The organism is Cognaticolwellia mytili (assembly GCF_002104475.1).
Classification (GTDB): Bacteria; Pseudomonadota; Gammaproteobacteria; order Enterobacterales; family Alteromonadaceae; genus Cognaticolwellia; species Cognaticolwellia mytili.
Map to the genome: position 1 here is coordinate 1 of NZ_NBOF01000026.1, position 352 is coordinate 352.

Here is a 352-nt window from a genome sequence, read left to right on the forward strand (position 1 = left end):
GCGACAATAGCGACATAGCCCCACCTGATCCCATTCCGAACTCAGTAGTGAAATGTGTTAGCGCCGATGGTAGTGTGGGAGTTCCCATGTGAGAGTAGGACATTGCTAGGCTTCTATTAAGAAAAGCTCGTTACTAATGTGACGGGCTTTTTGCTGTTCGGCGTTTAATAAAAGTATTAATAAAACCAGATTCCTACTCCTTGAATTTCGTCTTTCGTTGGCAGAAAGCTTATTACTGATAGTTTTTAGTAAAACACTATGCTGTTGTCTTGCTAATTTACTAAAATAACGAGCAAACTCTGATACATGCAATATGTATCGGCAGAAAAAAGCTATAAATTTGGGCTGAGCT

General features: G+C 39.8%; 1 protein-coding gene and 1 rRNA gene. One reads left to right on the forward strand and one right to left on the reverse strand.

Features of this window, described 5'->3' with window-relative positions; genetic code table 11:
• Positions 1-111 (forward strand): 5S ribosomal RNA (gene rrf, locus B7C41_RS19935); the annotation flags it as partial.
• On the opposite strand, the gene B7C41_RS20330 is transcribed toward rrf, so the two are convergent.
• The coding region (locus tag B7C41_RS20330; RefSeq protein WP_211279561.1) for a hypothetical protein at positions 106-352 on the reverse strand (247 nt) is incomplete at its 5' end. The two genes, rrf and B7C41_RS20330, sit on opposite strands and share 6 nt — an antisense overlap.